The organism is Haloarcula sp. Atlit-47R, assembly GCF_003665985.1.
In the GTDB taxonomy this organism is placed as follows: Archaea; Halobacteriota; Halobacteria; order Halobacteriales; family Haloarculaceae; genus Haloarcula; species Haloarcula taiwanensis.
This window is the reverse complement of record NZ_QPLQ01000003.1, coordinates 279,397-302,255: the sequence shown is the minus strand read 5'-3', so window position 1 is coordinate 302,255 and position 22,859 is coordinate 279,397. Positions and strand designations below refer to the sequence as shown.

The 22,859-nt window shown below is 59.6% G+C and carries 25 protein-coding genes; 15 read left to right on the top strand and 10 right to left on the bottom strand.

Annotated features, from left to right (window positions below; all coding sequences use genetic code 11):
• The first annotated feature begins 67 nt into the window (after positions 1-67).
• The 6 genes from DVK00_RS13590 to DVK00_RS13565 all read left to right on the top strand — a co-directional run bounded on the left by DVK00_RS13590 (position 68) and on the right by DVK00_RS13565 (position 6,332).
• Positions 68-1,267 (top strand): hypothetical protein, encoded by a 1,200-nt coding sequence (locus DVK00_RS13590; protein ID WP_233560799.1) that lies wholly within the window; start codon positions 68-70, stop codon positions 1,265-1,267.
• Positions 1,268-1,631: 364 nt separating this feature from the next.
• Positions 1,632-1,796 carry a hypothetical protein gene (locus tag DVK00_RS21375; protein ID WP_158598767.1) on the top strand — a complete coding sequence of 55 codons (165 nt, stop codon included), beginning with the start codon at positions 1,632-1,634 and terminating at the stop codon, positions 1,794-1,796.
• 493 nt (positions 1,797-2,289) lie between these two features.
• Positions 2,290-3,225 (top strand): ABC transporter substrate-binding protein, encoded by a 936-nt coding sequence (locus DVK00_RS13585; protein ID WP_101351871.1) that lies wholly within the window; start codon positions 2,290-2,292, stop codon positions 3,223-3,225.
• A gap of 112 nt (positions 3,226-3,337) precedes the next feature.
• Complete coding sequence (locus tag DVK00_RS13580) at positions 3,338-4,051, top strand: ABC transporter permease (RefSeq protein WP_198560254.1); 714 nt, start codon at positions 3,338-3,340, stop codon at positions 4,049-4,051.
• Positions 4,048-4,812, top strand: a complete 765-nt coding sequence (locus tag DVK00_RS13575) for an ABC transporter ATP-binding protein (protein ID WP_101351869.1) — start codon at positions 4,048-4,050, stop codon at positions 4,810-4,812. Before DVK00_RS13580 ends, DVK00_RS13575 begins: the two co-directional genes overlap by 4 nt.
• A gap of 1,076 nt (positions 4,813-5,888) precedes the next feature.
• Complete coding sequence (locus tag DVK00_RS13565) at positions 5,889-6,332, top strand: MaoC family dehydratase (protein WP_101351867.1); 444 nt, start codon at positions 5,889-5,891, stop codon at positions 6,330-6,332.
• Here DVK00_RS13565 and DVK00_RS13560 read toward each other — a convergent pair.
• The 5 genes from DVK00_RS13560 to DVK00_RS13540 form a co-directional block, all read right to left on the bottom strand.
• Positions 6,283-7,221 (bottom strand): class I SAM-dependent methyltransferase, encoded by a 939-nt coding sequence (locus DVK00_RS13560; protein ID WP_121577860.1) that lies wholly within the window; start codon positions 7,219-7,221, stop codon positions 6,283-6,285. The two genes, DVK00_RS13565 and DVK00_RS13560, sit on opposite strands and share 50 nt — an antisense overlap.
• The gene (locus DVK00_RS13555) at positions 7,218-8,285 is read right to left on the bottom strand and encodes a glycosyltransferase family 4 protein (protein WP_121577859.1); all 1,068 of its coding nucleotides are present in this window, start codon (positions 8,283-8,285) and stop codon (positions 7,218-7,220) included. Before DVK00_RS13555 ends, DVK00_RS13560 begins: the two co-directional genes overlap by 4 nt.
• Positions 8,282-8,659 (bottom strand): 6-carboxytetrahydropterin synthase, encoded by a 378-nt coding sequence (locus DVK00_RS13550; RefSeq protein ID WP_101351864.1) that lies wholly within the window; start codon positions 8,657-8,659, stop codon positions 8,282-8,284. Before DVK00_RS13550 ends, DVK00_RS13555 begins: the two co-directional genes overlap by 4 nt.
• Positions 8,660-8,698: 39 nt before the next feature.
• On the bottom strand, positions 8,699-9,679 hold the full coding sequence (locus DVK00_RS13545) for a zinc-binding alcohol dehydrogenase (RefSeq protein WP_101351863.1): 981 nt from the start codon (positions 9,677-9,679) through the stop codon (positions 8,699-8,701).
• A 131-nt stretch (positions 9,680-9,810) separates the two neighbouring features.
• Entirely contained in the window at positions 9,811-10,680 is an 870-nt protein-coding gene (locus tag DVK00_RS13540) for a hypothetical protein (protein WP_121577934.1), read from the bottom strand.
• Positions 10,681-10,769: 89 nt separating this feature from the next.
• Here DVK00_RS13540 and DVK00_RS13535 point away from each other — a divergent pair, with 89 nt between their 5' ends.
• From DVK00_RS13535 to DVK00_RS13520, 4 genes are read left to right on the top strand one after another with little or no spacing between them, the layout of a single operon-like run.
• Complete coding sequence (locus DVK00_RS13535) at positions 10,770-12,740, top strand: aldo/keto reductase (RefSeq protein ID WP_121577858.1); 1,971 nt, start codon at positions 10,770-10,772, stop codon at positions 12,738-12,740.
• A gap of 49 nt (positions 12,741-12,789) precedes the next feature.
• Positions 12,790-13,173, top strand: a complete 384-nt coding sequence (locus tag DVK00_RS13530; protein WP_101351861.1) for a hypothetical protein — start codon at positions 12,790-12,792, stop codon at positions 13,171-13,173.
• A 45-nt stretch (positions 13,174-13,218) separates the two neighbouring features.
• Positions 13,219-13,992 carry a CDP-alcohol phosphatidyltransferase family protein gene (locus DVK00_RS13525; RefSeq protein ID WP_101351860.1) on the top strand — a complete coding sequence of 258 codons (774 nt, stop codon included), beginning with the start codon at positions 13,219-13,221 and terminating at the stop codon, positions 13,990-13,992.
• 25 nt (positions 13,993-14,017) lie between these two features.
• A complete protein-coding gene (locus tag DVK00_RS13520; RefSeq protein ID WP_101351859.1) occupies positions 14,018-14,497 on the top strand; it encodes a metal-dependent hydrolase in 480 nt (159 codons plus the stop codon).
• A gap of 479 nt (positions 14,498-14,976) precedes the next feature.
• Here DVK00_RS13520 and DVK00_RS13515 read toward each other — a convergent pair whose 3' ends face one another.
• Complete coding sequence (locus DVK00_RS13515) at positions 14,977-15,429, bottom strand: pyridoxamine 5'-phosphate oxidase family protein (RefSeq protein ID WP_101351858.1); 453 nt, start codon at positions 15,427-15,429, stop codon at positions 14,977-14,979.
• Between the two features lie 192 nt (positions 15,430-15,621).
• Between DVK00_RS13515 and DVK00_RS13510 the strand changes: the two genes are divergently transcribed.
• Positions 15,622-15,846 (top strand): hypothetical protein, encoded by a 225-nt coding sequence (locus tag DVK00_RS13510; RefSeq protein WP_101351939.1) that lies wholly within the window; start codon positions 15,622-15,624, stop codon positions 15,844-15,846.
• A gap of 35 nt (positions 15,847-15,881) precedes the next feature.
• Here the strand turns inward: DVK00_RS13510 and DVK00_RS13505 are convergent, their stop codons facing one another.
• Positions 15,882-16,313: a DCC1-like thiol-disulfide oxidoreductase family protein gene (locus DVK00_RS13505; protein WP_101351857.1), complete on the bottom strand. Its 432-nt coding sequence runs from the start codon at positions 16,311-16,313 to the stop codon at positions 15,882-15,884.
• A gap of 209 nt (positions 16,314-16,522) precedes the next feature.
• Here DVK00_RS13505 and DVK00_RS13500 point away from each other — a divergent pair, with 209 nt between their 5' ends.
• The gene (locus DVK00_RS13500; RefSeq protein ID WP_121577857.1) at positions 16,523-17,821 is read left to right on the top strand and encodes a DUF6498-containing protein; all 1,299 of its coding nucleotides are present in this window, start codon (positions 16,523-16,525) and stop codon (positions 17,819-17,821) included.
• Between the two features lie 28 nt (positions 17,822-17,849).
• Here the strand turns inward: DVK00_RS13500 and DVK00_RS22010 are convergent, their stop codons facing one another.
• Complete coding sequence (locus tag DVK00_RS22010; protein WP_233560798.1) at positions 17,850-18,476, bottom strand: hypothetical protein; 627 nt, start codon at positions 18,474-18,476, stop codon at positions 17,850-17,852.
• 6 nt (positions 18,477-18,482) lie between these two features.
• Positions 18,483-19,673, bottom strand: a complete 1,191-nt coding sequence (locus DVK00_RS13490; RefSeq protein ID WP_101351937.1) for a PQQ-binding-like beta-propeller repeat protein — start codon at positions 19,671-19,673, stop codon at positions 18,483-18,485.
• 230 nt (positions 19,674-19,903) lie between these two features.
• Between DVK00_RS13490 and DVK00_RS13485 the strand changes: the two genes are divergently transcribed.
• Positions 19,904-20,116: a hypothetical protein gene (locus DVK00_RS13485; RefSeq protein WP_101351855.1), complete on the top strand. Its 213-nt coding sequence runs from the start codon at positions 19,904-19,906 to the stop codon at positions 20,114-20,116.
• Positions 20,117-20,177: 61 nt separating this feature from the next.
• Entirely contained in the window at positions 20,178-20,441 is a 264-nt protein-coding gene (locus DVK00_RS13480; RefSeq protein WP_101351854.1) for an MTH865 family protein, read from the top strand.
• 108 nt (positions 20,442-20,549) lie between these two features.
• Here DVK00_RS13480 and DVK00_RS13475 read toward each other — a convergent pair whose 3' ends face one another.
• A complete protein-coding gene (locus DVK00_RS13475; RefSeq protein WP_101351853.1) occupies positions 20,550-20,747 on the bottom strand; it encodes a heavy-metal-associated domain-containing protein in 198 nt (65 codons plus the stop codon).
• A 189-nt stretch (positions 20,748-20,936) separates the two neighbouring features.
• Here DVK00_RS13475 and DVK00_RS13470 point away from each other — a divergent pair, with 189 nt between their 5' ends.
• Positions 20,937-22,850 carry a methyl-accepting chemotaxis protein gene (locus DVK00_RS13470; protein WP_121577856.1) on the top strand — a complete coding sequence of 638 codons (1,914 nt, stop codon included), beginning with the start codon at positions 20,937-20,939 and terminating at the stop codon, positions 22,848-22,850.
• Positions 22,851-22,859: the final 9 nt, after the last annotated feature.

Sequence of the window (22,859 nt, the reverse complement as noted above, 5' to 3'; positions counted from 1 at the left end):
ATTTTATATTCATCCAAGCAGTATCATATCCTAACAGATGTATCGGCTTACGAGAAAGCTATTCAGTTTGCGAGAGGTTGTGCGTGTAGTTGTTGTGGTGATACTAGTCACAGCGAGCGGCTGTAGTGCAATCGGGAGTTCATCCAGTGGGAGTGCGGAGCTACCATCAGAAGCTGAGGCAACAGAGCGCTACGCGTCGCTTGATACCGTCAACGCAACGGTAACGACAGTCCGAACCCGGAACGACAAAACAACAACAATCGTCACGCAAAAGCGAGAACGAGTTCGCTCATTTGCGTATTTTGAGCGGGTGATCTCGGTTACTAAAACGAAGGAAACAAGACCACCCCGGGTTGGTGAAGGCGGATTTATTATTGCAAACAGGTCAAGGCTTGTGTCCTATGACCCGGAGTCGAATGAGCTCCACCGAATGTCGTTCCAGACCACTGATAGCGCTACAGAGACGACGTATCCAGAGCTTCTCGCTGCGGCCAAAAGTAACCGCCCTGTCTCGCAGCCGACGTCGACCCCGGGCATTTCACCCCTGCCAGTAGTGCCACGCGAAGACGAGTCCGGAGAAAACAGTTCAGCTGCGTATCGTGGCGGGAACGTGACGGTCGTATATAATGGCACAGAAACGATTGCTGGGCGAGAAACCTATCGGTTAGAGATCGCGCCGGCCAATGAAGATATGTCGTTACGGTCACAGACGCTGTGGCTAGATACTGAGTTCCTGTTTCCGATCAAGCGCCAGACGTCGTTCGTTGCCAACGGTGATGACTACGAATACCTAGTCACGTATCGGAATGTAACGTTCAATCCGACGTTCGAGCCTGGAACGTTCCAGCTCGACCCGCAAGAGGTTCCGGATGATGCACAACAGGTCCAGTTCAATACGTACGAGTCACGAGCGGCGCTGGCCGACGCTGCGTCACTTCCAGTGCCGAACCCGAACATGCCGGCAGAATTCGAGTTAGACGTCGCGTCGCACCGCTCAACTGATCCAGAGGTAGCGATGCTCAGATATGAGTCTACGAGCACTGACACACACTACAGGATTGGAATTCTCAACGGGACACGGAACACGACTACAGGGACGCCCGTGCAAGTGGGTGAGTACGAAGCAAGGCAAACGCAGACGAACAGAACGGTCCGCATTAGTTGGTCGGTGAATCACACCACCTATTATGTGAGCAGGTTCCCTGCCGACACAGCCGACGACAGCACGTTACTCCGTGTTGCACGCTCAGTTGCGAAGACTACGTGACAGCCGATCCGATCAGCCGTGGTGCTTTGTCGGCCTCATGTTCTATTCACAACCCACGGCCAGCCGCTTGTATAGGACGGCACAAAGGTGTAGCTGAACGAGATACCGCTGAACGCGAGGTCAGAGAATCGTCGGCAACAGCAGTAACAGCTTTCCATAACTCGCGTGAAAAGCCCGTAGCTTTGAGGCCAACAGTTGTTCCGCACTGTGGGTTGAGCTGGTGCACGGCGTTCAAACAGTATAGCCGGTGGCGCGTTTCTGGCTGATAAGATACATACTACTTGGAATCGAAGAGCGTCGCATGGGCAGTGTCGCGCGACAATTTTGGCTCATGGTTGTTCCCTCGCTGACTAGTCTTTCGACCATGGGCCTGCTCATTGTGCTTGCGCTCTTTCCAGACCGGCTGTTTACTATCAGCACTGCCGGGTACATCGCTACGGCTGCCGTTGCGTTCGTCTCACTCGGGATTCTCGTGTGGCAACTCAGCAGCAGTGAGCCCCAGAATGCTATCGAGCGGCCAGAGGAGTAAGAGAAGCGGAGACACTCTGTCCACCGGCCGGTCGACGATTTCGCCACGGACCTGTTTAACATCGCTGAGCAGCCGATCGACCGCGTCTTTCTGCAGCGTACTTCGGCAACTGGACTGTGGTCCTGCGACGGAGCCCGTTAGTGGCGGGTCCCGCGAATACGCGAGTATATCGCCATCGCTGGTGGCTGATTTGCACTCAGCCGTGCCATAGGGTTCTGGGTGTATCTAGAGGGGTATCACCGCTGCACACTCACAGAAATACGTCTACACTTGGTGTGGTTGTCTGTTATTCTCGGTTGGAAGGAAAGATTATATTAACTACTGTCCATTCATTTTAGGCATGCCTAATTTAGGCTGCCCTAATAACTCGAATCGGTCCGACGGGACACGTATCCAGAGTAGACGACGTTTCCTCACGGAAACCGGTGCAGCAGTCGGCGCAAGTACACTTACCGCCCTCTCTGGGTGTACGTCTCTGCTCAGTGGCAACTCCATGGACACCCTCAGCGTGGCATTCAAGCCACCGTTCCCGTTCCTCCAGTACCACGTAATGAAGCATCAGGGGTACTTTGAAGCGCTAGCTCCCGATATCGAGGCGACGAACTTCGCTAATGAGGGTCTCACCATCGTTTCAGCGTACTCTGACGGGGACATTGACCTCGCCTTCATGGGCATCACCCCTGCGATCAAGATGAAGAGTAAGGATGTCCCGGGGAAAGTCACAGCGGCCAATCACAAGAACGGGTTTGTCGTATTCGCTCACGAGGACTTTGCTGCTCTCTGGGATGAACACGGTGCCGACGCTTTCCGGGTCTTCCGTGAGGAAAACGGGCGGAAATTCAAATTCAGCACCTTCCCCAGGGGCAGTGTCGCGTTTATCCTTCTCCACTATTGGCTCCGCGAGGAACTTGGACTCTCCCCGGACCTTGTTGATATTGAACCGATGGCAGGTGGTAGCCCCGTCAAACGCTCGCTGCTCTCTGGGAACGTCGATGGCACTGTCATTATGGAGCCCATCCCGACTGCGCTTGAACAGAGAGGCGCACCCTTCGAGCGCATTACGTGGGCTGGCTCATTCATGTCCGGCCAGCCTGGCGGCATCATGTTCATGCACGACCGCCTCTGGAACGATCACCCGGACATCGCGAAGTCTGTTATTACCCAACATTCGCGTGCTACTGAAACCATCCAGGAACAGCCGGCCGTCGCTGCGAAGGCTGTGAGTAAGGCCAAAGGCGACAAACTCCCGACGAAGATTGCCCGGAAAGCCCTCACGTCGAAGGCCTCGAACTACATCAGCGACCCGGCACAGATTACAGAGAGTACGCAGCTTTTCGCTGCGCAGATGGAGGACCTCGGCCAGATCAATAGCGGAGTGTCTACCGACGAGATCTTCGAGCAGTCACTCTACGACGACATCGCCGAATAGGATGGCCACAGAATTTGACCCAGTAGCGGACTCATCCGGCATCCGCTCCCAGCCGACAACCACGATTGCGTTCGGCCGAGAATGGAATCTGACACGTCTGTGGTATGGATTCGTGGGAGCGGCTGGATTTCTGGCAGTCTGGTGGGCAGGGGGTCGTGAAGTTCCGTCGTACCTGTTGCCGACACCCAGCGAGGTGGCGGGCGCGCTGTGGACCGAGCTGGTTAGCGGCGAATTACTTGTTCATCTCGGAGAGAGTCTCCTCCACTACGTTCCCGGTGTCGCCGGTGGCGTTGTGGCTGGCGGTTTACTCGGCATCGGCATGGGCTGGAGTCTGGTTATTGACGCCGTCCTCACACCCATCGTGCGGGTGCTCCGGCCGATTCCACCATTGGCGTGGATCGTGTTCGCCATCATCTGGCTTGGACTCGGTCACACCGGTGCGGCCTTTATTGTGTTCATCGGTGCATTTTGGATTACGTTCTATAATGCGTACGAGGGGGTCGAGAACGCCTCGAACGAGCTAGTCGAGGTCGCTACGACACTGGGTGTCGATAGCAATCGTCGGCTGCTGTGGCGGGTCGTCATCCCGGATGCATTACCGGGGATTCTGACCGGAGTCCGTACGAGCGTTGGCCAGTGCTGGATGATGGTGATCGCAGCCGAATTGTTCGGTGCGCCCGGTGTCGGATACGAAATTATTACGAGCGCGAACAACCTCGCGATGGCGCGTAGCATCGCGTATATGCTGGTGATTAGTGTGGTGTTCCTGCTCAGCGACTGGGCCGTCCGGCGAGTTCGTGCCCACCTCCTCGACTGGCAACAATGAGAGACAGCACGGATACCGAAATCGCCATCCGCGGGGTCTCCAAGCAATACGAAAGGGAAGGCAGAGTTACGACAGCCCTCCGTGACGTGTCGCTGCGTGTCTCATCTGGCGAGTTCGTCACCGTGGTTGGCCCGTCAGGCTGCGGGAAGACCACACTTCTCAGGCTTGTAAGTGGACTGGAACCACCAACAGACGGTGATATCACAGTTTCGGGGAAGCCGGTTCAAGGCCCTGACCCGAATCGGGGAACGGTGTTTCAGGAGTACCACCTGTTTCCGTGGCTGACAGTCCGAGAAAACGTCGCCTTCGGATTAGTGGAGCGGGGAGTGCCGGCTGCTGAGCGGCAGGAGCGAGTCCGAGAAATGCTAGCTATTATTGGATTGTCTGACTTTGCTGATGCATACCCGAAGGAACTCTCAGGTGGTATGAAACAGCGCGTCGGTCTTGCGCGCGCACTCGCTGTGGACCCAGCTATCCTCTTGTTGGACGAGCCCTTTGGCAGCGTGGATATGCAGACACGCCGACAACTCCAACGCGAACTGCTCGACATCTGGCGTGGCACCGATAAAACCGTGTTGTTCGTAACCCATGACATCGAGGAGGCCGTTGCGCTCTCGGACAGGATTGTCATCATGTCCGGCACGCCGGGGCGCGTTCGAGCAACGGTTTCAGTGGCGGAATCTCGGCCCCGTAACCGCAGTGCGCAGTGGTTCGTTGACCTCGTGGAAACACTGTTCGAGCGAATTGAATCGCAGACGTAGTTACTGACTGTGCCTTCTGCAGATGTCACGGTGGGGTTGGTAAACTCCCTGCTGACTGACCGTCTCAGTATCGCTGTATCATATCTCGGCGCCTCTCCCCGCTGGGACGATGTGTCTGCCCGGACCAGCGATGAGTAGTGCGCAGAACGATGCGATCTAATGTAGTTTGTCTGTCGCTGACGACACCACTCGACTAGTTCGGTTTGCGCTACACCGTTGGAGGACTGCTAAGAGCCGTTGTGTTGGCTTCCTTCCGTCCACGTGAGAGTGGCTTGCAGTTCCTCAACGGAGATCTCGTCGAGATGATGCACTGTCACTCACGACATTGAGCAAAAAGTTCTAGCAGTGACAATCGTCGCTGACAGCGACCGGACGCAACTGAGAATTTGCGACAGACGGGAACTCCGAATACCGCACCGAAGTAGAGTAGCTCACTGCCCAGCAAACCCTCTCTCCGCCTGTTCGGCAGATCCACGGGCAGAGAATGCCCGCAGTAACAGGTCGTGTTTGAACGCTACTGTCCCAGCGTGGGAATCCCCGCTTCAGCGCGGGAGGCTCTCAAGCAGGACGAGACGGCACATTCGTTCAGGGACGCGATGGAGTTACTCCCTCGTCAATCGTTATCCTGTCGTTTTGAACCTGGATGAAGATGGTTTGTTCAGGCTCATCAGAGACTGTGACAGCAGCGGTGGACTCCTGCTGTCTGTCGAGAACAGCCTTCACTTTGTAGCAGCCATTCCGTAGTAAGTTGACCGAACAACCCGACTGGCCCGACAGAAGCTGATAGTGTGCTGTATGACAACATTCTCCGTCATCGTATATCTCTATGTGGACATCACGCTTGGTGTCAGAGGCATTTCTGATGTGGAGGTCTTCGTGTGCTAAGCGCCACTCTTCACTGGTCGCCGAGAGGAGTGTACGACTGCTGGAGGGCATGTCGACATTGTATCTATGTTACAACTACAATATATATCTTATCTACATGTACCTCGCGCCATCTGTTCACACGCACAAACTCGGACTTTGCTAGTGCCGTCCACGTCGGATTTTTATTTGTGCATCATCTCCATAGTCATATGCAGTTTTACGAGGATATTTCGGTCGGTGACGTGCGAGAATCGGACGGATACACAGTGTCGAAATCTGAGATTGTGGACTTCGGCGAGAAGTACGACCCACAGCCGTTCCACACTGACGAGGAGGCAGCGAAGGACTCAGTATTCGGTGGGCTAGTCGCGTCTGGGTGGCAGACTGCCGCAATCTGTATGCGTCTTAACGTTGAGACCAGCGAGGACATCGCAACACAGGCTGGCGTCGGCGTCGACAATCTCCGCTGGCATCTACCGCTCCAACCCGGTGATACGCTCCGATTACGAACCGAAATCATCGACAAGCGACCCTCCGACAGTGATCCGAGTCGAGGATACCTCACCACTCGCCACGAAGGGCGCAATCAGGACGACGAACTGGTTATTTCATACGAGGCGACGGCCACGATTCGCCGGAAGACCGACGGGTGACGGCACGGCCCAGGAAGTCCAATTGGTGTGTGTGATACAGCAACTCAGCAGCAGCGACCTGCTCACGCCGGCCGGCCAGCCAGTCGGCGAGTCCCTCGAAGTCGCGACCGGCCACCTCGCCGACTGCATCCTCGATAGTGTCGAGAATGTATCGGAGGAAGTAGGCTTCGTCGGCCGGATAACTCCCGTCGATAGGTCGGACAACCCAGTCCGACCCGGCAACGGCTGAAAGCGTTGTGCCGTCGAGGCGCTGGAGGCGACCGAGCACGTCGCTGCCGGCGCGGCTGTCACCGCCCTGCTTCCCGTCCATGTGCTCGTGATAGAGTCGTTCGACCGTCCGGTCGGCCGGATGGCTCGGCTGGAAGCGGGTTGCCCCGTCGAATGTGAGCGGGAAGTAATACAGGCCACCCGGTGCGAGCGGATCGAGCAATGTCGGCAGCTCCCGCCGGTCGAGAATATCGAGCAGGGCTGCCCCAACGAGGAGGTCGTATTCGCCGTCAGTACCCGTCGCGTGCGCCACAGCATCGGCTTGCACCGCCTCAATCTCGACTCGCCGGTTTTCGCTGTCCAAGACGAGCGGCCCGTGTCTCACAGACATCTGCCGGTCAGCGGCCCAGTTCCGGATGTGGTCTGGCAAGCGAGCCACGTTCTCCGACTGGAGATCGACTGCGGTGTAGTGGACTTCGCCGGCAGGAAGCACGTCCCAGTCGAGGAAGCGGGCGAGCATCGTGCCGATACCAGCCCCGATTTCGAGGATGCGTAGCGGCCCGTCGCTGTCGGTCGCCCGGTCAGCCAACTGCTCGCGGAGCAGCTTGACCAGCCGGCGGTCCAGCGCGCGGTCGTCGACTGTCCGTTTTGCCCGGAGATATCGCTGGAACGATTTCGTCATGCTGGTCCCTCCGCAGGCTGAACGATAGCAGACAGCAGGCCGCGTACCCGTCCGACCGTCTCTTCCCAGTCCGGGTGTGCCTCGTAGCTCTGTCTCGCGGCCCACCCCATCTCGGCCAGGCGGTCGCGGTCGGTGGCGAACCGCTCCAGCTCACGAGCGACGGCTGCAGAGTCGTCCGGGTCGACGAGTGCCCCCGTTTCGCCGTCGGTTACGATGTCGGTCGCCCCGCCAGCCCGGGTGGCCAGCGCCGGGAGACCAAAGCTCATCCCCTCCAGATAGACGATGCCGAACCCCTCGTACCGGGATGGCACCGCCAAGACGTGGCTCGACCGGAGCGTGCGCTTTAGCTCGTCGTCCGCCAGTCGGCCCGTGAACGCTACACGGTCATCCAGACCGTGTTCCCGGATGCGGTCTCGGACTGCATCGACGTGCCCGTCGTCGACGGCCCGACCGACCACCGTGATGTCGATGTCGGCGGCAGCGTCCGCCACACCCTCGACGAGCGTATCTAACCCCTTTCGAGGCGTGATGTTTCCGACGAAAACCACTCGCAGCGGCTCAGTAGTGGCCCGCTCCGCAACCGTGGCCCGGTCGATGTCCGGGGCGAAGCGGTCGCCGGCCGGCGGTGCGACGACGGTGTCGGCGGGGTTGACGCCGAGGTCCGAAACGACACGTCGGGTCGTGGCGCTGTTACAGACGACACCGTGGACCGTCCCGAGGTAGCGACGCTCTACCGCGCGATACAGCGGGGCGAGTCGGCTCGGCTCGCTTGCCCGCAGGTGGTGGACGATGCTGACAACCGGATATGGGAGGGTGCGGTTCGTGTGAACAAGCGATGGATGAGCGAGTTCGTCCTGTAACATAATGTCGACATCTACGTCCAGTTGTCGTCGGAGCTTGCGCGACCCGTTGTCGAGCAACCCACGGTGGTAGTTCCGCCAGGGAAGCTGGATACATTCGACAGTGTCGCCGGCCGCTCGAAGTCCCTTGACGAGTTTTCTATCGTATCGAAACCCGCCCGACTGCTCGTCGAGGCTCCCGTACAGGGTCAGGCCGACTCTCATACGGCGGCGTCGTAACTCGCAGCGGCGTCTTCGTCCTCCCAGACGGTGACCGATAGTTCAGTGACCGTCTCGTCGGTGACACGCGCAATGACGCGTTCGAAGATGACACGGGCAAACCGTTCCACGCTGGGATTATACTCCTCGAACTCTGGGAGGTCGTTGAGCAGTGTGTCCTGATACCGGTCAGCGAGTGACGACAAGGCTGTCTCGGCATTGTCGATGTCGACGATGTAGTCGAACTCGTTGAGCTCGGGGCCGCGGAAACACAGTTCCACCCGGTAGTGATGTGAATGCGGGTCTCCCTCTGGGCCCGGGTCCGGGACAGTGAGGTAGTGCTGTGCCACGAACTCGGTCCGGACCGTCGTCGCGTACATGCCCGAACAGACGGCCGGGACACACCTAAATCACGGGTGTCAGTTGTACGTCAGCACCACCTGCACGGCGTCGTCTGGCCGGTTCGCCAGCAGTTGATATGCCTCGCCTGCACGTTCGATGTCGATTTCGTGTGTCAACAGCGCCGAGAGGTCAGTGTCGCTCAGCCACGACCGGACAACGTCCAGTCGGCGGTCCTTGTCCCAGCGGTCAGCGTGGTCCGGATCGATTCGGCTCACCTGACTGCTGCGTACGCGGATGTGGCTCCGATGGAAGTGGTGTCCGAGGTCCAGTGACACACCCTTCGAGCCGTACCACGACCCGACGATGACCTGACCCGCGTAGCCAGTGGCGTCGATAGCCCTGTCGAGGGCGGGTGGGTTTCCCGAGAGTTCGAACGTGATGTCGGCGTCAACATCACCGAGATTTCCGGGGGTGACCGAACGGTCTGCCCCGAGTGCTTCCGAGAGCCGACGACGGCTTGCACAGGGGTCGACTGTCACAAGTGACGCCAACGGAAAATCAGCCAGAAGTCCAGTGGTCAACAGTCCGACCGGCCCCTGGCCGAAGACGACCACCCGAGCGCCGATGCGCGGTCGAGCGTCCATCACGAAGTTAACGGCCGCCTCGACGTTCGGCATGAACACCGCCTGTTCCGGGGGTAACGTCGTGGGAATGAGCGACGACGGTTCTGCGAGAAAGTGGCTCTCGTGTGGATTAAACGCAAACACACGACGGTCGAGCCAGTTGTCGTCGACTTCAGCACCGATGGCGGTGACACGGCCGACTGCGGCGTAGCCGTACTGCAGTGGATACGAAAACGTCCCATCTAAGGCGTCGATTGTCTCGTCGGTCGCAAGTTCCGAATCGACCTCACCGCGGTACACTAACAGCTCCGTTCCGGGACTGATTCCTGAGAGTTCTGTTCGGACGCGGACCTGTGATGGTCCGGGGTCAGGCACTGCCTCCTCGTCGACCCTGACTGATTCCGCGCCGGTAAAGTACAGCGTTCTGGCGGACATTACACTGTCTCTTGGAAACGTGGATGGCCGGTGCCGATGTTTCGATGCCAACTCTTCTGGACGTGGCGACGGCTCCGGGAAGACACGTCTCCTATCCAGGCCTTCTCTGACTAAAAAGTATCTCCGATTGACTACAAATACCCCAGTGACTTCAGCCGGCAGCTGTCGCTCTCGGAACCATAGACGCGCGACACTGGAAGCGGTTCGGGCGGACGCAGATCGGGCTCTCGCCCCCCGCCGTCGACGCCGTCGGTCTCGGCCCACGGCACCGCCAGTAAGGCAGGGACCGGCGTGTACATCGGATGGCCGTACAGCCCCCACTCCCCGAAGAGATTACCGTGATCGGCGGTGACGGCGAGGTGACCGTCGACGTTTTCGGCCAGTGCTTCTACTTCGCGGAGGACGTATCGGAGGTTCGCCTCGTATGCGTCCCAGACGCGGCCCGGCGAAATATCGCCACGGCGGAGCGCAACCCACGGATTTGCCGTGTTGCTGTGGTGGCCAGTGCGGGCCAGACCGCCGTCGCTGTCAAGCGGGTCGGGGACAAACGGGTGGTGTGGTTGCATGTAGTGGACGACCAGCCGCTCGGGGTTCAGCCGCCGGGCCAGTGCGATTGCCCGGTCGGTTACGGCTTCAGCCGGGACGGTGTTCAGATCCTCGTCCCACGCGTACTTCCAGACCTCGTCCAGTACGGCGAAGGCGTCGGCATCGAGGTACCTGTCGGTCCACGTATTGCCGGTGACCATGACGGTGTGAGCTGTCTCTGGATGCCCGGGGAACGTGTTTTCGAGCCACTCCGAGGACGAACTCCCGACAGAGCGGACCGTCGAAACAGCGTTGAACAACTCGGTATCGGAGGCAACCGTCTGCAACAGGTCCGCGCGACAGGCGTCGAGGACGATGAGCACGTCCCAGTTGCGTTCATAGATGGTCGTTCCGTACGGAATCCACTGGCCCAGCGCCTGCAACGTTCGCAAGTACGCCGTGCCTAGCCGGCTCATCCCCGGTTCTGTCACGTCCGCTATTCGGTGGCGGCGACTAAAGTCCCACCGGCGGTATGATATATATGCGAGGACGCCTCCATTGGAGTGTGCAGTGTCTGTTCGTCGGTGCGGGCAGTATCGCGGCGGAGTACGCGGCCGAGCTGGCAGATAGCCCACTCTCGCTGGCGGGAGTCTGCGACCTCGACGGAGACCGGGCTGCGTCACTCGCCGGCGCGCACGGCTGTCCAGCGTTTACTGACCTCGATACCGCGCTCAGCGGCGTTGACGCGCCGCTGGTGGTGAACCTGACGAACCACGCCGCCCACGCACCGGTGACCCGAACGGCGCTGGAAGCAGGGCGACACGTTTACTCGCAGAAGCCGCTGGCGCTGGAAGAGACGGTGGCCGCGGAGCTACTGTCGCTAGCCGGTGATAAGGACTTGGCACTGGGCTGTGCCCCGGGGACGCCTGACGCGCCGTCGCAGCGTCGTGCTGGACGATTGCTTGCCGACGGTCGCATGGGGCCCGTTCAGCTGGGGTATGCCCACGCCCACGTCGGCCGCGTGACCGAATGGCACGACCGCCCCGATTCGTTTCTCTCTATCGGGCCGCTGTACGACGGCGGCGTCTACCCGCTCGCGCTGCTGGTCTCGTGGTTCGGCCCCGTCAAATCTGTTCAGTCCGCGACTGCACTCGATAGCTGGCCTGACCGGGAGCCAAAGCGGCCATCGGTCCCGAGCCATGTCGAGGCGATGCTTTCCTTTGCCGGCGGATTGACAGTCCGGCTGACCGCGAGCTTCTACGCGCCACACCGGAGCCGGGAGTTCTACGGACTCGAACTTCACGGCGACGACGGGTCAGTATACCTCCGTGGGACCGGCGCAATGGCCGACAGCCCCGAAGCCGTTCGCTACGGCCGATCTGGTCGCGAATACATCGACGCTCCCGCCCAGCACCCTACGCAACCGTACCGCTATCTCGACCCTGTGGAGTCGCTTGCGGCCAGTGTCAACCGTGGGTCTCCGTCCCGGAAGACTGGTCGCCGTGGTGCCCACATCGTCGCGGTCTGTAATGCGATTGAAACGGCTGCGGAGACGGGTGAGCCGGAAGTCGTGTCCGGACATGGGGTGTCGGCCGCCCCGCCGCCAGCGCCGACCGTCACTCCAGACAGCGCCCGAAGCAGTGGACGGGCGGGGGCGATTCGGCTACCCCCCGTCGGCTTTGGCTGTTCCCGCTACCGTGACGGAACGTACGTCGAGCGCGCGGACTCCATCGCGACGGCCCTCGACGCTGGCTATCGACTGCTCGACAGCGCCGAACTATACGGCAATGAACACCGTATCGGCCGCATTCTCGCCGCCCCGGGCGCACCCGACCGGCGTCGGGTGTTCCTGCTCGGGAAAGTCTGGCGCACGAACCACCGCCGAGAGCACATGGTGACGGCCTGTCGGGGCAGTCTCGACGAGCTCGGTGTCGACGCCTTCGACTGCTACGCGCTCCACTGGCCCGAGGCGTGGGCGCACCGCGGACCACTGGAACGCCTGGCCGAGAAACCGGTCGCGCGTCAGGAAGCGTTGACCTTCCCCGAGGATGATGGGGGCGACATCGAGACGGACTCGATTCCGCTCCAGCGCGCCTGGGAGAATCTGGAGGCACTCCACGAACGGGGCTGGGCGCGCACGCTCGGCCTCTGTAACGTCTCACAGACGCAACTGGAGACCGTTATCGAAACTGGGACTATCAGGCCGACACTCGTCCAAATCGAACGCCATCCGTACCAGCCACGGACAGACATCGTCGAGTACTGCCACGAGCGCGGCATCAGAGTCGTGGCCCACTCGCCGCTGTCGGCTCCCGGATTGCTCGACGAGCCTGTCCTGACGGATATCGCAGAGGAGTACGGCCTTTCCTCGGCCGGTGTGGTGCTGGCGTGGAACGTCACACAGGGGGTCATTCCGATTCCGTCCAGTACGACACCGTCTCATATCGTCGAAAACCTCGTCGCAGCTGGGCAGCGACTCGACACAGAGACGTCTGCCCGCATCGAGGCACTTCAGCAACCGGATTTCGAGCGGTGAGCGGTGCAATTGGCAGTATGATTATGTGACTGAAACCCGAATCCAAAACATGACCGCGACGGAAACACAGGGACGTTCACTCGACGTAGCTTCGCTGGACAGCCGACACTGGCTCGGTATCGTGGCGGCACTGGTCTCGGCGGCGGTACACCTCCTGCTCGGTATCAGACTGGCCCCCTCCGCTCTGGGTATCAGTTTCATCCTCGCGGGGCTTGGGTTTCTGGGTGGTGTCGCGCTGGTCGGCCTGGGGATTCGCCGTCGCCTCGTCTACGCCGCCGGTGTCCCGTTCACGGCCGTCCAGATCCTGCTGTGGTACTACGTCAATTTCGCCGCCGGACCGAAATCATTCCCGGCTGATGTCGGGACACTGGGTGCGGTCGACAAGGTCGCACAGCTTGTCCTGCTGGCAGTCCTCGTTGCGCTGTTGCGATGAGCTGTGCTACTGTGACGGCAGACAGACGGTACCGGGGAGGTGTCGATGGCCGAGCAACACGGTGACGGCGCAATCCCTGTCGAACTTTCGGTGATCGGCGGGTTCGTTATCGCTGGGATTGTCGGCGTGCTGTTCCCCGCAGACGCGATGACCCACTGGCTGTTCCACCCGGCGGTCGTCGCAGGCTGTTGCTGGGCCGGACAGCTCTGGTACGTCGGCCGAACGGTCAGTGTCACGCCGGCTACCGGTAACCCCTGGCGCTACACCTTTGGGATTGCAAACACGGTAACGCTACTTCGCGGTGGGCTTTATGCTGTCGTCGCTGGGTTTCTCGTGGTGCCGATGACGACCGAACTCGTCTGGGTCCCGGCGGTCTGCTACGGCGCTGGGGTTGTGCTCGATAGGCTCGATGGCACCGTCGCCCGAACCGTCGGCGAACAGACCCAGCTGGGCACGCGGTTAGACATGGCCTTCGACACGTTCGGGTTCGTGGTTGCACCGCTTGTCGCAGTTCTCTGGGGTCAGCTCCCCGCTCTGTATCTCTCACTGTCGGCTGCTCGCTACGTCTACGTCGGCGGGATTCGCTGGCGGCGATACCGCAACCGACCCGTCTTTGAGCGGCCTGACAGCGATCTCGGGAAGTATCTCGCCGGCGTCCAAATGGTGTTTATTACCGCCTCGCTCGTCCCTACTGCGCCGACGGGACTGGTCTTCAGGCTCACACCGGTCGTCATTGCACCGTCGCTGATGGTGTTCCTCCGTGACTTCCTCGTCGCTAGCGGTCGACTTCCCCGTGAGTGGTTCGACCGGCAGCGTTGATACGTCTCTGTCCCTACCTCTTCGTATGCTCTTCCCGACACACCTGCTCGCGGCCGCGCTTCTGGGACGGCTGTCGCGGTTGTCGCCGCTGTGGCTTGTGGTCGGGACCGCACTTCCGGACGTGGTAGACAAGCCGCTAGCATCGGTCGGTGTCACGCCGCTGTATCACTCTATCGGCCACTCTGTACTGCTCGTGGTCGTGGCGCTCCCGCTGGCTTTCTCAGGCCGGACCGGACTGTCGGCGGCAGTTGGCTGGGCGCTACATCTCCTCCTCGATACTGTCCACGTCGTTCTCAACGGCCGCCCCGGCGATGCGGTCTTTCTGTTTTGGCCTGGTGTCACTCCCACGGACCCACTGGCGCTCCCACCGGGGTCGTTCTTCGTGTACTACCTCTGGAGTCCATCATTTTTCCTCGAAGTCGCGCTCTGGTTCACAACCGCTGGCCTGCTCGCCAGACACGCGATAAGAGAGGGCCGTGCTGGCTCCCAAAATCGGCTCGATTGAACCTTTCAGAGCTGTGGCGACTATAATACGGTGGCCCAGCCCCTGAAACGCTGCTCTATGGTGACTATCGACACAGTCCGACTGAATCAGTACACGATGACACACCAATTCAACTGGGCGGGTCCCGGTCGGCGGCACCCCGTCGCGTCTTAGCTTTCTACGCAGTCCGTACAGCGGCTTGCGCCGGGTAGCGAGGACCGACCACACTCTGTACACGCATCGAAGCCCGCGCTCGGGTTCTCCCGTGGGACTGAGAGCGTGTTCAGTGCTTTCCGCAATCGCTTCTTCATGTCATGACGTATTGCCATCGATTATTTTAATATTTGGGGTAAAAACGACATAGACACTCTAGTACCTATAGAGCTGGCGATATAATTTACCGACTATGGCACATATCTGCGTATTTGTATACGTACAACTTTTCCATTTCCACGCTATCTCTTGCCTGTCCAGTCAATACAGGGCCGAGTGAGACCCAGTCACTGCTGTCCGACAGCGCGGCCTGACCGTTCTCGGATTTCTAATGCCCACACATTGGGATTTTCCTGCAGTTCGTACTCTGAGAGCAGATTTGACTGATACGCGTTAGCAGCGAGTGACTCACGTGCGGTGTCCCACTCGTCGATTTCGATGCGGTTGAGCGGTCCAGCGACGATTACACTCCGCCATGCACCGGCTGGACCGATGTCGAAGGTGGTAAAGCTCGCCACATCAGTCTGCTCCGCATACGTCTCTTTTCGGAGTTCGGTGGTTGCGCCCAGAAACACGAAGTAAAGGGTGTCCTCACCGTCGTACCCGAAGGATAGCGGTACGCCGTATGGCACTCCCTCGGCAGCCATCGACAGCACACCAACTCCGCTCTCGGCTAGCACCTCATCGATGACCGAATCTTTCACCTCTCCGCCCAGTAGGGGTTGGAACTCTGACGCCATGGCCAGAATGTGTTATTGAGTCTGAATTAATGCTGGAGAGGATTCTCAGGAACTCGGAATTGGGTTTTGAGTGCCGAACACGGGGAAATCAGGAGCACGGACCACCAGCATAACAAATAACAACCAACACCGACCGCTGCCATCTGCTACCCGATTGCGAGAGTTTGTTACCCGGCAGTCCGAATGGGTGACATGGCCATTGACCCACTGACAAACGATGACGTTCTGGCGGTCCTCAAAGACTGTGACGCGACTGCGGTCCCGACAGCACACATCTCTGCCCGCCTTTCGGCCCCGAAACCGTACGTCACGACACACCTCCAGCAACTGGCTCTGAAAGGCCTGGTGGGGTTCAACACACACAGGGGAGTTCGCCGCTGGCGGCTTACGACCGCTGCGAGAACGCCACGTGAGTAAGACACAGTAGCCCCTGGTGTCTGGTCGCGACTATCTCACGCGTCGGCGCGGATGTCCCGGTCAACGGCGTCTTCCGCAAGTGTGTCGAACCAGTCCCTGGCACCGTCTGTCAGCCGGTACCGCTCGTGGACATCATCCGGTTCTCTCCCGCGCCCACTCGCCAGCCCAACGACGTGCGCGATTCTCTCATAGTTCTCTCTGACGAGCGAGCCGACGAGATCGGGAAGTCCGGCGCGACCGGCGAGCTCTTCGGCGGCTGCCCGCCCCGCGTACACCCGTCTGGTCGGCCGGTCGACCAGTACCATCGCAAACGGCGGCTCGTCAAACTGGGCCGTCAGAAACGACTGGGCTGACTCGTCGTACCACGAGATCGCGCCGATATCGTCGACCTGTTCGAGGGCTTTCGCGGCCACCGAACAGTACGGACACTCGCCGTCGTAGATGAGTACAGAGCTAAAACGGGCCATGTCTATTCTAGGGGTCCTTGCCCCATATATCGTTGGATTGGGAGGGGGTGCGTAGTGTCAGCGGTCAGTTCGGACAGCGACGTGTCAGCCGTTGGTGCCAAGACCTGCCCCGACATAAGTTGATGTCGTGCACTGACTCCCGATCGTTGCTGGCGAGGGTGGCTGTGTAATCAGTTCGTTCAAACGTCAGTAGCTATCAGCACGGCATAATGCCCTCCACCAGACGGGTTCTCCGGACAGAGGATAGCCGTCGGACAGAGCTACTCGGCACCATCGCCTCGAATTCGCTCCCGATTGTTGGTGTTGCGTTCCTTGACTGGAGTGCAGCTGCACTGCTGTTTCTGTACTGGTTTGAGCTTGGCGTCGACTCGGTCTGGGCACTCGTTCGGGCAGTGTTCGCTGGCCGCCCGCCGACTATCGAGACTGGCACCCTACTTATCGGGCCACTGGCGGAACGACAGTTCGCCCTCTCTATCCCGCGAACCGATCTGCGGGTCTATCTCACGACGGTAATCGCGCTTCCAGTGACCGTTCTCGTCCTGGCAGGAGTCTGGGTATTTACTGGGGCCCTGCTAATCGGTCCACTGCCGGAGCCCAGCACAGAGACGGTCTCTGGTGTGCTGCTGGCAACGGTCGGTATTTTCGTTCTGACGGGTGTGACAACGGTACGGAACTACTTCTACAACGGCGCGTACCGGAAACACAACTCGACGACGGCCTTTCGTGGCCTGTTACCGCGAATGGTAACTGTCTTTTTCGGGGGCATACTCACTCTGACGCTCATAACAGCGGCCACAGAGGGCCCTGAAGCAGAACTCGGCAGTCTTGACCCGACTGTCGTCGGACTGCCGATGGTACTCATGGTCGTCTGTTTCAAATTCACATCTGACCTCTTGGGTGTCTACAGCGACCGTCTCGCCGTCTATTTCAAGTCGTACGATCAGGACTACGGCTGGCAAACGGCCCCATCGAAAGCACGATCTATCGACGAGACGCTCGCTGAGGCATCTGAACGCCTTCGCCCGGTTCGCTGGGGACGGGTCATCGGCGGCCCCCTCCGGTTCCCACATCACCCGGGAAGCGTGTTTCTCTGCGCCATAGGACTCCTCGTTGCGGTCCTGTTTGCAATTGGGGGTGCGTGGGACATCGTTGCCGTGATTGTTGTCACAAGCGTTAGCATCCCGGTTCTCCTGTTATGTCTCGATCAGCTATTGCGATACGGGGCCATCGAATACCGAATCGACGCTGACAACGGTACGCTCATGGCATACGACCATCTGTTTGGCACGGCACTCTGGCGCATCGAATCGTGGGAGGAACAGCGCCTCCGCGTCGAGAAGACGCCTCTCGATTCGCTGTTCGGCACAGAGACGGTTACTATCGAACACGCTGAGGGCGAATACATACTGCCACATCTCTCTGATGCCGCCCCAGTTGTAGCGGTGTTTGACCGACAACCCGAGCGTTCAGAGCAGATACTCCCCGGCCGGGCCAGCCTATTCGGATAAGTCGTCCGGGTGGCCTGTGAAGAGGTCGTCAGCTATCCGCTGAAGCGCTGTTGTCGGTCCACAGGTCATGGCCGACGACAAGCGCCATGGCACTCGTCAGTACGATCAACAGCAGTCTGCTAGCGGGTGAGAAGCCAACGCCTGCCACCGATAGACCGAGGGCCGCGGCGGCGAGTACTGGTGGGCCAGTGAGTGCAGCACCGAGTTGAGCGCTTTCGGACCGGAGGTAGCCAGCGCCCCAGCCGCCGAGGCCTATGATTATGAGCGGGATCGCAAGCGCCCAAATGAGGAAGGCGGTGAGTTCACTCCCGATGTCGTTTGTGCCGGCTGTGGTGGACAACAGCGTCCCGAGCAAACAGGCCCCGGTCCCGAAGAGCGCCGCGAGTGCGAACGCGCCTTGCAGGCGTGACATTGAGCTCCTGTCACGCCTGAACAATGCGCCCAGACCGACGAACACCAGCGCGTTCGCGCTTATGATGAGTCCGGGTCTGAGCGTTCGCTGCACCCAGATTGCGCTGAACGTCGGTGGATTGAACACATACGAGTCTCCCGGCCGCGGAGTCGGCCAGAGTTCAAGCGGGACTGCGGTGATGAGCAGACAGACTGCACTCAGACCGAGGAGCGAACCAGCGATTCGATATACGCGACGCGACATAGCAGGTCACTCACCCCCAAGAGCCACGACAGTTCCATCCGGAGAGACGCCCACGACTCCGCCGTCGAGTACTGCCAGTGAGACAGCCCGGTACTCGACAGGATACTGCCACACTGCCTCACCAAAGCGCGTGGTGAACGCGGTGAGACCATTCTCGCGCTGGAACGTAAACACAGCATCAGCAGCCGCGGCAGTCACTGCGCCACCAAGGTTGATTTCCGAGCACCACCGGGGCGTCGGTGCGCCGTCATCGACGCGGTCGAAGGCGAACGTCGCACTGGAGGACTCACCGGGACGCTCAATTGCATACACGCTCTCTGGCGTCACGACCGGGAACTCAAGTGACCGCCTGTCGTCGAGCCGCCACTGCTCTGTTCCATCCGTGAGCGAACGGCCGAGCAGGTCACCGTACGTATCGCTCACATAGACCGTCCCATCGGACACAACAGGATATCCAGCAGGTCGATCTTCGTGTCGCCACTGGACCGCACCGGTTGCTGCGTCTACCGCCACTATCTGCTCACCGGCGGTAACGACGGTGCCGTCGGCCACGGCCAGCCTCGTTCCATCGACGTTTGCCGTCCACTGCCGGTGCCCGTCGTCGATAGCAAATCTCGCCACCCCAGCAGTCGTGGGAACGAACAGTCCATCATCAGTCACTGTCGGAACGCCTGCCCCCGCTGTGTCAGTGTTTCGCCACACAACAGCGCCGTCCGAAACGTCGAGCGCCGTGACACCGTCCGCCGTCGCAAGAAAGACACGGCCGTTGGCAATCACTGGCGGCGCTGCGCCGTCTCCAAAGTCGACCGCTGACGGAACTGTCGCCGGTGTGAGCGCACGCCGCCACTGTTCCGATCCGTCACGGAGCGACAGCGCGACGATGTCGGTCGAAGTCGCCAGCACGACAGTTCCGTCGGCGACGACGACCGCGCTTGCACTCGTGTCGTCACCGCCAGTAGTGGCTGCAGAAACATTTGCGTGCCATCTTACTGCCGGTGTCGTTGTTTCAAGCTGGACTGGTGCATAGCCCGTGTTTGCTGCATCGAACCGCGGTAAGGGCCACGACCCGTCGGGCAGCGTCTCGAAGCCGGGGTTGTCGATACCCGGTTCCACGGTATGCGATGGCTCTGGCACGCCGTCGTCGGGGCACGTCGACGAACAGCCAGCGACGCCGGCGACCGTTCCGGTGGCGACCACTCCGAGAAATGTCCGCCGCGATGTGGAGGGCATCAACTGCTCGTTCCGGTAGCTGCATGAAAAATGTTAATATGATATTTTTATAGACTGGTAATTTCGACCTGAATAACTATAACGGTTCACCCGTCCTCAGGCCAGTGGTCTGAGCGAAAGCGATTTTCTATGTATTCGACAGCTTATGCGGTGGGAAATCCAGCAAAGCTTAGTAAATCGTTCCCAATAGCGCTTCCATGGCGGAAACGACACTCGCTACGATAGACGAACTACTGGAGGGCACGCTGGATGACGTGGATGACCCCGACATCCGATACAAACTCAGAAGTGCGCGACAACTTCTGCAAGTCGTTCAACAGCGGCAGGATATCATGGATGAAGCTATCGAGACTGCGGTTGAAGATGAAGAAGTCCTGCAAAACCTCCGCGATCTCGGTTATACTGAGTAACGACACTGCACACCTGTTGGCACAGAACAAGCCTTTTGTCTCTCTCATCCAAGTCTCTGGCATGACAGCAGATACTGCCGAGCAACTCAGAGCTGAATTAGAGGCGGTCTTCACGAACGCAGACTATCCCGTCGAAGAACCGATGGAACTGGTGCCGGCCCTGCCGGACGGCCCAAGCACGACATTCGAGGCCGGTGACGTACGCGTCGGGGTGATGGACTTCGGCGCAGAGTACGCCGAGTATCAAGAGTATCCCTACGAGACGGCGGAGGCTCTCATCGATGACCTGATGACCGGGTTTCGGGAAGAAGGACTGTTCGACTGAGCCGGCCGTTTTTCACACCGCCTGACTGCGTGATGGGGATTTGCGACGCAGCAGTAGCAACCAAGCTGTATTGGTAACAGTTGCCAGAGCGTTTGCGACGGCACTGCCTCAGACCTTTGCGTCGTACCCCGCGTCCTCCACAGCGGCGATGAGTTGCTCTGTGCTGATATCGCCGTCGACAGACACCTGTTCGGCGTCGCTGTCGGCGTCAGCGCCTTCCACTCCAGCGAGCGCTTCGATAGCCTCTTCGACGGCCTGCTCACAGTGACCGCAACTCATTCCTTCAACGGCCAACGTCGTGGACATAACGATTACAACGACGAATGCACGGAACTTTTCGGTTACGGATTGGTTAGCAAATGATTAGCAAGTAGTCTCTCATGATCTACATATACTAACCAACAATAGTGAGTGTCTGTACGCTATCCGGGGTGAGACCATCAAATTTGATAATCTCATACATAGTACTATAATTTCTGAGCGTTTTCTGAGGGCATGGCTAATGGTAACTTGACAAGCATTGGGAACATCGGGGAGCAGGGCACCGCCGGCGGCGATGGTGGTTTTCTCTCGACCATCCCGGATGGGAGTTCAATTCCCGACGAGACGTGGCAGCGCCGCCACAAGTATTTCGTTCTCACAGTTCTTGCGCACATTCCGTTCCTGCTGGCGCTGGGACTTGTCGAGACGACGCAGAGTCCGATCATCGGCGCAACCATCCCCGCTGTGCCGACCGGACGGGTGTTGCTTCAGATCGGAATCATCGCTGGATTTGCTTTCGCTGCCGCTCTTCCACAACTCAGCCGCCGAGTGCGAACCGTGCTCGCGGTCACAGCCCTCGCGTTCTGTACCGGTACGCTCGTGCACTTCAGCGGCGGGTACATTGAGGCGCACTTCCACTTCTTCATCGCAATCGGGATCGCCGCGGTCTATGAAGACTGGATTCCGTTCGGCATTGGCATCGCGTACGTCGTCGCGAGTCACATCATCTTCGGCATCATCGACCCTACGTCGGTCTACAACCACACGGCAGCGCAACTGAACCCCATCGCCTGGGGCGCTGTCCACGGTGGGTTCGCCGCAATGCTGGCTCTCGCGCTGACGATTCACCTGAGTTCCATCGAGAAGTCTCGACAGAAGGCACAGACGGAGATTGAGCGCGCCCGCAAACGGGCCAACAAGATCGATAACCTCGAAGAAGAGCGGGCCGAAATCGAACAGCAGCGCGAGGAAGCGCAACGCCTCAGAGACGAAGCTGAGGAGGAGCGTGAAGAGGTCGCTGCGCTCAACAGCCATCTCGAACTGAAGGCCCAGACGTACAAGGATGCGATGGAAGAAGTAGCAGACGGCGACTTCACAACGCGCGTCGATGCAGACAGTATGAACGAGTCGATGGCTGAAATCGGCATCGCGTTCAACGGCATGGCGGACGAACTCGAAGCGACGCTCGGCGAGATTCAGTCGTTCGCAGCTGCCGTCGATAGGCAGGTCACGGAGTCTGATTCAGCACTGCAGGAGGTCGCAACGGCGAGCGATGGTGTAAGCGGTTCTATCCAACAGATAGCTGCCGGCGCTGATGAACAGCGGGGAATGGTCGAAGAGGCGAGCGCCGAGGTCTCGAACTTTTCAGCGGCGGTCGAAGAGATTGCCGCATCGGCTGATGAAGTCGCACAGACCTCTACCGAGACCGCAACAATCGCGACTGATGGGCAGTCGCTCGCCGAAGACACGTTAACTGATGCCCAAGACGTCAAGGCCTCGATCGATGAAACGGTGAAAACAGTGACCGAACTCGACGACCAGATGACGGAGATTGCGACGATAGTGGACTTCATCTCCGACATTGCGGAACAGACGAACATGCTGGCGCTGAACGCGAACATCGAAGCGGCCCGCGCGGGGAACTCCGGCACAGGAGATGCAGGCGACGGCTTCGCTGTTGTGGCTGATGAGGTCAAGACACTGGCCGACGAGACACAGGAATCTGCAGGCGATATTCGAACCCGAATCGAAAACATCCAGGACCAGACCGGCACTGTTGTCGGTCAGGTCGAACGGGCGAGTGAGCTGGTCGAAAAAGAGATCGAAGCCGTCGAGCGGTCCGTTACCGCGTTCGAGCGGGTTGCTGAGAACGCGGCGGAAACTGATACCGGTGTCCAAGAAATCAGTGACACGACTGATAGCCAGGCGGCGACCAGTGAGGGTGTTGTGTCGATGATTGATGAGGTGGCGGAAATCAGTGTCGAGTCTGCGGATGAAACGGAATCCGTGTCCGCGACGGTCGAAGAACAAACTGCCGCTATCACCGAAGTGAGCGACCGGATGGAGTCGCTGTCTGAGCAGGCCCAACAGCTCGAAACGCTGGTCGGGTCGTTCAGCGTCAGAACTGACGCTGCTCAGGCACAGTAACCAGAGTTG